The 9,330-nt window shown below is 74.1% G+C and carries 10 protein-coding genes; 3 read left to right on the forward strand and 7 right to left on the reverse strand.

What is annotated here, in order from left to right:
• Positions 1 to 660: hypothetical protein (locus AB0C69_RS31805; RefSeq protein WP_360358685.1), on the reverse strand; the 660-nt coding region annotated here is incomplete at its 3' end.
• A gap of 4 nt (positions 661 to 664) precedes the next feature.
• Complete coding sequence (locus AB0C69_RS31810) at positions 665 to 1,375, reverse strand: hypothetical protein (protein WP_360358686.1); 711 nt, start codon at positions 1,373 to 1,375, stop codon at positions 665 to 667.
• Positions 1,376 to 1,556: 181 nt separating this feature from the next.
• Here AB0C69_RS31810 and AB0C69_RS31815 point away from each other — a divergent pair, with 181 nt between their 5' ends.
• Positions 1,557 to 2,027 carry a hypothetical protein gene (locus tag AB0C69_RS31815; RefSeq protein WP_360358687.1) on the forward strand — a complete coding sequence of 157 codons (471 nt, stop codon included), beginning with the start codon at positions 1,557 to 1,559 and terminating at the stop codon, positions 2,025 to 2,027.
• A gap of 65 nt (positions 2,028 to 2,092) precedes the next feature.
• Here the strand turns inward: AB0C69_RS31815 and AB0C69_RS31820 are convergent, their stop codons facing one another.
• The 3 genes from AB0C69_RS31820 to AB0C69_RS31830 are packed head-to-tail and all read right to left on the reverse strand — an operon-like array spanning position 2,093 to position 4,930.
• Positions 2,093 to 3,148, reverse strand: coding sequence for an ABC transporter substrate-binding protein (locus AB0C69_RS31820; RefSeq protein ID WP_360358688.1), 1,056 nt, complete (start codon positions 3,146 to 3,148; stop codon positions 2,093 to 2,095).
• Between the two features lie 59 nt (positions 3,149 to 3,207).
• Positions 3,208 to 4,149, reverse strand: coding sequence for an ABC transporter permease (locus tag AB0C69_RS31825; RefSeq protein ID WP_360358689.1), 942 nt, complete (start codon positions 4,147 to 4,149; stop codon positions 3,208 to 3,210).
• Positions 4,139 to 4,930: an ABC transporter ATP-binding protein gene (locus tag AB0C69_RS31830; RefSeq protein WP_345176006.1), complete on the reverse strand. Its 792-nt coding sequence runs from the start codon at positions 4,928 to 4,930 to the stop codon at positions 4,139 to 4,141. Before AB0C69_RS31830 ends, AB0C69_RS31825 begins: the two co-directional genes overlap by 11 nt.
• A 212-nt stretch (positions 4,931 to 5,142) precedes the next feature.
• Between AB0C69_RS31830 and AB0C69_RS31835 the strand changes: the two genes are divergently transcribed.
• The gene (locus AB0C69_RS31835; RefSeq protein WP_360358690.1) at positions 5,143 to 6,771 is read left to right on the forward strand and encodes a sensor histidine kinase; all 1,629 of its coding nucleotides are present in this window, start codon (positions 5,143 to 5,145) and stop codon (positions 6,769 to 6,771) included.
• Positions 6,768 to 7,433 (forward strand): response regulator, encoded by a 666-nt coding sequence (locus tag AB0C69_RS31840; protein WP_360358691.1) that lies wholly within the window; start codon positions 6,768 to 6,770, stop codon positions 7,431 to 7,433. The genes AB0C69_RS31835 and AB0C69_RS31840 overlap by 4 nt, the downstream gene beginning before the upstream one ends.
• On the opposite strand, the gene AB0C69_RS31845 is transcribed toward AB0C69_RS31840, so the two are convergent.
• The gene (locus AB0C69_RS31845) at positions 7,382 to 8,362 is read right to left on the reverse strand and encodes an ATP-binding cassette domain-containing protein (RefSeq protein WP_345176355.1); all 981 of its coding nucleotides are present in this window, start codon (positions 8,360 to 8,362) and stop codon (positions 7,382 to 7,384) included. The two genes, AB0C69_RS31840 and AB0C69_RS31845, sit on opposite strands and share 52 nt — an antisense overlap.
• Positions 8,363 to 8,374: 12 nt before the next feature.
• Positions 8,375 to 9,193, reverse strand: coding sequence for an ABC-2 family transporter protein (locus AB0C69_RS31850; protein WP_353834288.1), 819 nt, complete (start codon positions 9,191 to 9,193; stop codon positions 8,375 to 8,377).
• Between the last annotated feature and the right edge of the window lie 137 nt (positions 9,194 to 9,330).

Consider the following 9,330-nt stretch of genomic DNA (forward strand, 5'->3'; position numbering starts at 1 on the left):
GGCGAAGATGCGGTCCAAGAGGTCGCGGTAGCCGCGCAGCGCCAGCCGGAGGCGCTCGGTGTCGGCGGCCTCGCCGCCGTCCAGCGCCGCGGTGAGCGAGCGCCGGTGCGCGGCCAGCGCGCGCCCGAGGGCGTCGACGGCCTCGGAGGCCAGGCCGTCCGCCTTGCGCACCGATTCGCCCGGGTCGTCGACGAAGGCGGCCTGGACCTCGTGCCACCGCTCCCGGAACCGCTCGGCCTCGGACGGGTCGATCAGCTTCTCCTGAACGCCGCCGGACGCGGTGCCCGGGGCGCCGGGGACGGCGCCCGGCCGCTGGGGAGCGGCGTGCTTGGGCTCGCCGTTCTGGACGGGGGTCCCGATCGGGTCGGTGTCCCGGCTGGACGCCTTGACCTGGTTGGCCTCCTGGCTCGGGGTCTTGATCGCGCCCGCGTCCCTGACGGGGGTCCTGGCGCGGTCCGTGCCGCGGTGGGCCGGCACCTGGTCCGGGACCGTGTCCGGCACGGTCTCGGGCGCCTGCCCGCCGGGGGCTGTCGGTGCGGGTCCGGCGACGTGCCGGTCGTCGGTCGTCCCGGGTTCCGCCGTTCCCGCGGCGCGTGCGCGCTCGCCGGTGAGCGGCCCGGCGGCCGCGGGCGTTCCGGTCTCGGGTCGCCTGTGCTCCATCGGGTCAGCTCCTCATGGTTCGGTCGTCGCCGCGCTGCCCGGCGGCCGGGCCGGCGGGGGCGGCGGCGTGCTTGCCGGCGTGGTCGTCGGTGCGCTCCGCGGTGTGCTGCTCGGCGTGCGGAGCGGCGTGCTTCGCGGGGTCTCTCGGGGTGTGCTCCTCGCCCTTGCCGTGGTGGCCCTCGCCGTGCGGGGCGAGCAGCTCCTCGAACAGGGCGCGGTAGTGGACCATCGCCTGGCGCAGGTCCTCGGTGGAGGCCTCCTTGGTCGCGGCCTTCCCGCTGATGGTGTGGGCCCGCCGGTAGTGGTCCAGCGTGCGGCCGTGCTCGACCGACAGGTGGGCGACCTTCTCCTCGAAGCCGTGCGTGGGGTAGCCGCGCTCGCCCATCACCACCGTGACGAGCTGGTCGGCCTGCTCGACCGCCGCCTCGGGGGCGTCGACGAAGCGTTCCTGGACGCGGACCCACTGCTCGCGGTACTCCTCGCGGCGCCGGGGGTCGAGGTCGCGCAGCTCCAGCTCCTGGTGGCGCTGCTCGCGGGAGCGCAGCTCCCGCTCGGCGGCCGCGCGGCCGCCCTCGCGCTCCAGGACCCGGTCGTACTCGGGACCGAACCGCCGCCTGAGCCGCGCCGTGCGTGACCGGGTCGTGGCGAGGTACCCGGCCGCGGCGAGAACGGCGACGACCACCAGGGCGACGACGACCCAAATCGCGGTCGACATTGTTTCCTCCAACGTGCTGTCGGATCGAATGAGACGGCGATGCCCAGCCAAAGGCGTTCAAAACGAACCACCATAAAACGGTACGGATTTCCTGCGGCGTCACCGGCGCGCGTGTTGTGATTGGGGCGCTACCGGAACCCCGCGCCCCGCGGCGGGCGCGTTCGAATGGATGTGATGCGCGGTGCGCCACGCGTTCGGCCTCGTCCTCGGCGTCCTGCTCACCCCCGCGCTGGTGTACGGGGCGGCCTGGGGGTACGTCCAGGCCGGGCAGTCCTTCGACGGCACCGGGCAGGAGATCACCGACCGGACGCGCATCTACGGCGCGTTCGCCCTGCTCGCCGCCGTGGGTCTGGTGACGGGCGTCGTCATCGTCGCGCGGTGGGCGTCGCCGCTGGTCTCGCTGGTGCCGGCGCTGGCGCTGCTCGGCGCGTCCGCCTACTTCCTGGTCGACCCCGGCCGCGCCCTCGACCTGCCCGGAAGGGTGCCGCCCGCCGGCGACATGGACTTCGGCCTGCGCATGCTGCTCGGGTCCGGCGTGTACGGGATGATGGGATTCGCGCTGCTGATGCCCGCCTGGGCGCCGCGGCGCTGGGGGTCGGGGCGACGGGAGGATCACGCCGACGCGGACTTCTCCTCCGCCATGGGACGCTGACGGGCCGGGCCTCCGCGCGAGGCCCGGCCCGCGTCACCGCGTCCGTTCGGGTCAGACGGGCACGATCAGCCCTGCTTCGCGTTGCTGACGAAACGCGTGGTGTAGGTCTCGGCCAGGTCGATCTGCCCCTTCTTCTCCGCGACCTCGGGGGAGAACTGCGCCAGCACCTTCAGGACGTTCTCGGCGGCGTCCGGCTTCATCACGCCGTCCCCGTTGAACATGCTGATCGAGTCGCCGATCGCCTTCTCGTACAGCGCCGGATCGCCGCCCGCGTAGTCCTTCGGCATCTTCGCCGCGATCTCCGAGGGCTTGTGCTGCTTGATCCAGCCGAGCGTCTTGACGAAGGCGTTGGCGAGCTTCTGCACGGTCTCGCCGTGCGACTTCACGTACGCGCAGTCCATGTAGAGCGAGCTGGACGGGTACAGGCCGCCGAGCGCCCGGCGGGTGCCCTCCTCGGTGCGCATCTCGACCATGACCTTGGCCTTGCCGGTGCTGACGAGCTTGGCGATGGTCGGGTCGGTCGTCATGCCGGCGTCGATGCCGCCGTTCTCCATCGTGGCGATGAACGTCTGGCCCGCGCCCGCCTTCACCGTCGTGTAGTCGGAGGTCTTGACGCCGTTGCGCACGGCCAGCGCGCGGGTGATGAAGTCGGTGGACGAGCCCGGGCTGGTCACGCCGAGCTTCTTGCCCTTGAACCCGGCCGGGGAGGTCAGGGAGCCCGCCTTGGACGCCGAGACCATCTCCGCCTCGCCGGGCACGTCCGCCATCTGCACGACGCTCTGCACGCACTTGCCCTTGGTCTGGAGATGGATGGCGTGGTCGTAGAAGCCGACGACGCCCTGGACGTCCCCGGAGATGAGCACGTTCTCGGCCTGCGCCCCGGCGGGCTCGGTGAGCAGCTGGACGTCCAGGCCCTGCTCCTTGAAGTAGCCGAGCTGCTCGGTCAGCTTGGCGGGCAGGTAGATGACCTTGTCGATGCCGCCGATCATGATTTTGACCGTGCCGCCGGAGCCGCCGTCCGAGCCGGAACCGGCGCGGGAGTCGCGGCAGGCGGACAGGGACGACAGGGCGGTGAGGGCGGCGAGCGCGGCTGCGCCGACCCGGACGGAGGTGGTGGGCATGGCGGTTCTCCTGGTCGTGCGATGGGGGTGGGAAGGCCCGGGGGCGGGGACGGGCGGGGTCAGATCTGGACGTCGTGCCCGGACGCGGCGGGGCGCCAGCGCAGCAGCCGGCCCTCCAGCAGCGTGAGCAGGTACTCGGCGAGCAGCGCCAGCACCGTGATGATGATCATTCCGGCGTAGATCCCGGCGGCGTCGAAGGTGCCCTGGGAGTGGTTGATGAGCAGGCCGAGGCCCCGGTCGGCGCCGGTGTACTCGCCGACGACCGCGCCGATGATGGCGAATCCGAACGCCGAGTGCAGCGAGGCGAGGATCCACGAGGTGGCGCTCGGCACCACGATCGTCCACAGCACCTGCGTCCGCCCCGCGCCGAGGATCCGCGCGTTGTTGACGAGGTTCCGGTCGACCTCGCGGGCGCCCTGGAAGGCGTTGAAGAAGACCGCGAAGAACACCAGCACGAACGCCGTGGCGATCTTGGACTGCATGCCGAGGCCGAACCAGATGATGAACAGCGAGGCCAGGATGATGCGCGGGATCGCGTTGACGGCCTTGATGAACGGGGCGCACACGTCCGACAGGAACCGGCTCCGGCCGAGCACGATGCCGAGCACGACGCCGCCCGCGGCGCCGAGCGCGAAGCCCGCGACCGCCTCCTGGAGCGTGACCGAGATCTGCTCCCAGATCGACCCCTGCGAGGTGCCCTCGGTGAACCAGTCGACGAGCCGCTCCCAGATCTTCGACGGCATCGAGTAGTAGAACGGGTCGATCCAGTTGCGCGCGGCCAGCTCCCACGACCCGAGCCAGACCGCCACGAGCGCGACCCGGACGGCGGTGATGCCGAGGGTGCGGCGCAGCCCGGCCGTGCGCAGCCGCGCGATCGCGGCCACGTCGCCGTGCTCGCTCCGGTCCTCCGGAACGGCGTCGTCCGGAGCGGGCACGGGCCGGTCGGCGGTCTCCGCCGCCGGGGCGGTCTCCGCCTCGCGCGTCCTCGTCTCACGCCGCATGGCCGGCCCCTCTCTCGCGGGTGATCTGGACCTCTTCGCGCAGCGAGTCCCACACCTCGCGGTAGATGTCGAGGAAACCGCCGGTGAGCCGGACCTCCTCGGCGTCGCGCGGTCGCTCCAGCGGCACCTCGAACACGCTCTTGATCGTCGCGGGGCCCGCGGTCATGACCACGACCCGGTCGGACAGCACGAGCGCCTCCTCCAGGTCGTGCGTGACGAACACGACGGCGGCGCCGGACCCCGACCACAGGCGCAGCAGCTCGTCCTGCATGAGGCCGCGGGTCTGGACGTCCAGGGCGGAGAAGGGCTCGTCCATGAGCAGCACGGACGGCTCGTTGACGAGGGTCTGCGCCAGCGCGACGCGCTTGCGCATCCCGCCCGACAGCTGGTGGGGGTAGTAGCCCTCGAAGCCGGCGAGGCCGACCCGCGCGACCCAGTCCCGGGCGCGGTCGCGCGCCTCCCGCTTGGAGGCGCCCCGGTAGCGGGGCCCCGCCGCGACGTTGTCCAGGACGGACCGCCACGGCAGGACGGCGTCGTTCTGGAACATGTAGCCGACCCCGTCGGGGATCCCGTCCACGGGCCTGCCGTGGACCAGGACCCGGCCGGCGGACGCCGGCTCCAGTCCGGAGACCAGGGACAGGGTGGTCGACTTGCCGCAGCCGGTCGGGCCGACCACGGCGACGAACTCGCCCGGCCCCACGGCCATGTGCAGGTCCCTGACCGCCGTGTGGACGCCGCCCGCCGACCGGAAGCGCTTGGTGGCGCCGTGCAGTTCGATCACGGGCCCGGCCGGTCGCCCGGCCCCGTCTCGCTTGGATGATGCTGATGTGGACACGGCGGCACCGTACGGATATGGCGCGCGTCACCGGAACCCTTGCCCGCGATGTGCTCGCAAGCCGCGAATCCCCTCGTTAAGCGCGATACGCAAGGTTTTGCTCGTTCTGCTCGCCCGGGGGCTGGGCGGCCGGGCCGGCATGGTCTACGGTGCACGTCATGTCCGTCCGGCCCCGCATCACCTTCGCCCGCCAGGTGCTGATCCTGCAGGTCGGAGTGGTCGTGGTGGTGGCGGTCCTCGGGTACGGGCTGGTCGCCTGGATGCTCGACGGCCGGCTCCGCGACCAGTACGGCCAGCGGGCCCTCACGGTGGCGCGCAGCGTCGCCGCCGACCCGCGGATCGCGTCGGCGGTCGCCGCCGGCGACCGCGACGGACTCGTGCAGGACCGCGCCGAACGCGTCCGGGTCCGGACGGGGGCGCTGTTCGTCGTGGTGACCGACAACCGGGGCCTGCGGATGTCCCACCCGAACCCGCTGGAGCTCGGCAGGCACGTGAGCACCGACCCCTCCGACGCCCTGGCCGGGCGGGAGGTCGTCCGCGTCGAGCGCGGCACGCTCGGGCTGTCCGCGCGCGGCAAGGTGCCGCTGTACGGCCCGGACGGGCGGATCCTCGGCGAGGTCAGCGTCGGGTTCGACGCCCGCGCCATCGACCGGGAGCTCGGCCACGTGCTGCGCGAGATGTCGCTGTTCGTCGCGGGCGCCGTCCTGCTCGGCGTGGTCGCCTCGGTCGCGATCGGCCGCCGGCTGAAGCGGCAGACGCTCGGCCTCGAACCGTACGAGCTGGTGGAGCTCGTCCACGAGCGGGAGGCGGTGCTGCACGGCGTCGGCGAGGGCGTCGTGGCCGTCGACACCGCGGGCCGGATCGCGGTCTGCAACGACGAGGCGTCCCGGCTGCTCGGCGTCGCCCTCAAGCGCGGCGCCCCCGCCGGGGATCTCGCCGCGGAGGGGACGCTGCGCGACGTCCTCACGGGACGCCGCGACGCCGCGAACCTGTTCGTCACCGCGGGGGAGCGCGTCCTGGTCGTCAACCGGCGGGAGGTCCGCAGGCACCGCCGCGACCTCGGCGCCGTCATCACCCTGCGCGACCGCACCGACCTGGAGACCCTCGCCCGCGAGCTGGACTCGGTCAGCACCCTCTTCGACGCCCTCCGCGCGCAGCGCCACGAGTACGCCAACCGGCTGCACACCCTCGCGGGCCTGCTCCAGCTCGGCCACAGCGAGGAGGCCGCCGACTACGTCGGCACCCTGATGGAGGACGCCGCGCGCCGCGCCCCGGCGCCCGACAACCTGCCCGACCCCGTCTCGGACCCCTACCTGCGGGCGTTCCTGTCGGCCAAGTCCGCCGTCGCCGCCGAGAAGGGCGTCCGCCTCGACATCGGCGCCGGCAGCTACGTGCCGGGCCGGGTCGCCGACCCTCTCGACGTGACGACCGTCGTCGGCAACCTCGTCGACAACGCCGTCGAGGCCGCGCGGCTCGGGCCGCGCCGGCCCGCCCGCGTCGAGGTCGAGCTGCTCGGCGACGGCCGCGACCTGCACGCCACCGTCACCGACTCCGGCGACGGGCTGCCGGACGGCCTGCGCGACGCCGTGTTCGACGACGGCGTCTCCACCCGCGACGCCGCCGCGGGCCGCTCGCGCGGGCTCGGGCTCGGCCTGGCGCGCCGCACCGCCCGCGCCCGCGGCGGCGACGTGACGTTCGTGGACGCGGGAACGGGCGGTCCCGGCGGCTGCGGGGCCGTGGCGGTCGCCCGCCTCCCCGGGGTGCTGGGCGCGGAGGCGGTGCGATGATCGACGTGCTCGTGGTGGACGACGACTTCCGCGTGGCGCAGGTCCACGCCGGGTTCGTGGCGGCGCTGCGGGGGTTCGCGGTCGCCGGGCTCGCGCACTCCGCCGCCCAGGCCAGGTCCATGGCCGCCGAGCTGCGGCCCGCCCTCGTCCTGCTGGACGTCTACCTGCCGGACGCCTCGGGCCTCACCCTGCTGCCCGACCTGGACGCCGACGTCATCATGGCGACGGCCGCCGCCGATCCCCGCGCCGTGCGCGAGGCCTTCCGGCACGGCGCCCTGCACTACCTGATCAAGCCGTTCACCGCCGCCGCGCTGAACGAGCGCCTCACCGCCTACGCCCGGTACCGGGACGCCCTCGCGGGCGGGAGCGAGCTGTCCCAGGAGGACCTCGACGGCGCGGTCCGCGCCCTGTACGCGCCGCTGCACGCCCGCGCGCCCGCGCCCAAGGGCCGGTCGCCGGTGACGACGCGGCTGGTCTGCGACGCGTTGCGGCGGGCGGAGGAGCCGCGGTCCGCGGCCGAGATCGCCGACGAGGTCGGCATCTCCCGCGCCACCGCCCAGCGCTACCTCGCGGCGCTCGCCGAGGCCGGGCGGGTCGTGGTGACGCTGCGCTACGGCGCCACGGGCCGGCCCGAGCACCAGTACGCGTGGTCGCCCCGGTAGAGGCCGGCGAGGACGTCCTCGATGCCCGCCTCCCGCAGGGAGATGTCGCGGATGTCGTGGTCGCGGGCCAGTGCGGCGACCACGGCCGCCGCGTTCGCCGCGTTCGGCAGCCGGAGCCACTGCCGGGGCCCCTCGACACGCTCCGCCTCGATCCCGTCCAGCGTGATCGGCGGGGCCGGCCGCGCGAGCTCCACGACCAGCAGCCGGTCGGCGTCCACGGTGCGGCGCAGCTCCTCCAGCCCGCCGTCGTAGGCGAGCCGGCCGTGGTCGATGATCAGGACGCGGCGGCAGAGCCGCTCGATGTCGCCGAGATCGTGCGTGGTCAGCAGGACCGTGGTGCCGCGCTCGGCGTTGACGCGTTCCAGGAATCCGCGGACGGTCGCCTTGCTCACCACGTCCAGGCCGATCGTCGGCTCGTCCAGCACGAGCAGTTCCGGGTCGTGCAGCAGCGCCGCCGCGAGGTCGCCCCGCATCCGCTGGCCGAGGCTGAGCTGCCGGACCGGGGTGTCCAGGAACGGCTCCAGCTCCAGCAGCGCGGTCAGCTCCGCCAGGCGCTCACGGTGCGCGGCCGCCTCGACCCGGTAGAGCCGGCGGACGAGCGCCAGGCTGGCGCGCAGCGGCAGATCCCACCACAGCGTCGTCCGCTGCCCGAACACCACCCCGATGCGGCGCGCGAGCGTCGTGCGGCGCCGTGACGGGTCCAGCCCGCACACCCGCAGGGTGCCCGACGACGCGGTGAGGATCCCGGTCAGCATCTTGATCGTCGTCGACTTCCCCGCCCCGTTCGGGCCGAGGTAGCCGACGAACTCGCCCCGCTCCACCGTGAACGACACCCCGTCCACCGCGCGCACCGTCCTGCGCCCCCGCCGCAGGACGCCCGAGCGTGTCCGCACGGTGAAGGCCTTGGCCACGTCCTCGGCCTCGATCATCGGCACCGGCAATCAGCTCCCTGTCGATCGGTAGTGCCGCAGGCCGGCCCGCCACGCGGCCGCCGCCGCCGCGCCCAGCGCCGCGGCGACCGCCGGGGAGGCGAACCGCGCCGCGCCCGGCAGCCCGAGCGGGTCCGGACGGTCCAGGACGTACAGCGCGGGCTGCCAGTTGACGAACGCCAGCGGCACGACGAACGTCACCCCGCGGACCAGGTCGCGGGCGAACACGGTCATCGGGTACTGGGTGAGGAACGCGCCGCCGTAGGTGAGCGACTTGCTCGCCCCGTGGCTGTCGACGAGCACGAACTGCACCGCGGCCGTCAGCACCCACAGCCCGCCGAAGATCGCCGCCCCGGACAGCACCATGACCGGGACCATCGCGAGCCGGCCCGGCGTCCAGTGGACGTCCAGGCGGCCGAGCGCGTACCCGAGCACCAGCACGGCCGGGACGAGCTTGCCGAGCCGCCGCGGCGTGAACCCCTCCGTCGCGATCTGGACCAGCGGGCTCACCGGGCGCACCAGCATCGCGTCCAGCGTCCCCTCCCGCACGTGCGCCCCGAGCCGCTCGGTCGACCCGAGGACGATGTCGGAGAGCGCGAAGGACAGGGCCGACGTGCCGTACAGGAACAGGACCTCGGACACGCCGAACCCGGCGATGCGCGGCGCCCGCGAGAACAGCACCATGATGGCGACCGCGTCCAGGACGGAGACGACCGCCGTGGCCAGGCCCAGCAGCACCATCGACACCGGGTACTGCGCCGCCGCCCGGATCCACGTCCAGGCGAGCAGCCCGTACACGCGCAGCGCCCCGGGCGCCGCGGGGTCAGCCACCGTGGACCACCAGCCTCCGCCGCGCCGCCCGCGTCGCCAGCGCGCCCGCCCCGAGCAGGACGGCCGCCCACCCCGCCTGGAACGCCAGCGCGCCGGCCAGGCCGGCGCCGCCGTACCGGCCGAGGAACACGTCCGCC

Source organism: Actinomadura sp. NPDC048032 (genome assembly GCF_040653175.1).
GTDB classification, from domain to species: Bacteria; Actinomycetota; Actinomycetes; order Streptosporangiales; family Streptosporangiaceae; genus Spirillospora; species Spirillospora verrucosospora.

Coding starts and splice junctions, on each gene's coding strand:
- AB0C69_RS31810 (WP_360358686.1), bottom strand. CDS start 1,375: ATGTCGACCGCGATTTGGGTCGTCGTCGCCCTGGTGGTCGTCGCCGTT.
- AB0C69_RS31820 (WP_360358688.1), bottom strand. CDS start 3,148: ATGCCCACCACCTCCGTCCGGGTCGGCGCAGCCGCGCTCGCCGCCCTC.
- AB0C69_RS31825 (WP_360358689.1), bottom strand. CDS start 4,149: ATGCGGCGTGAGACGAGGACGCGCGAGGCGGAGACCGCCCCGGCGGCG.
- AB0C69_RS31835 (WP_360358690.1), top strand. CDS start 5,143: ATGTCCGTCCGGCCCCGCATCACCTTCGCCCGCCAGGTGCTGATCCTG.
- AB0C69_RS31840 (WP_360358691.1), top strand. CDS start 6,768: ATGATCGACGTGCTCGTGGTGGACGACGACTTCCGCGTGGCGCAGGTC.
- AB0C69_RS31845 (WP_345176355.1), bottom strand. CDS start 8,362: ATGATCGAGGCCGAGGACGTGGCCAAGGCCTTCACCGTGCGGACACGC.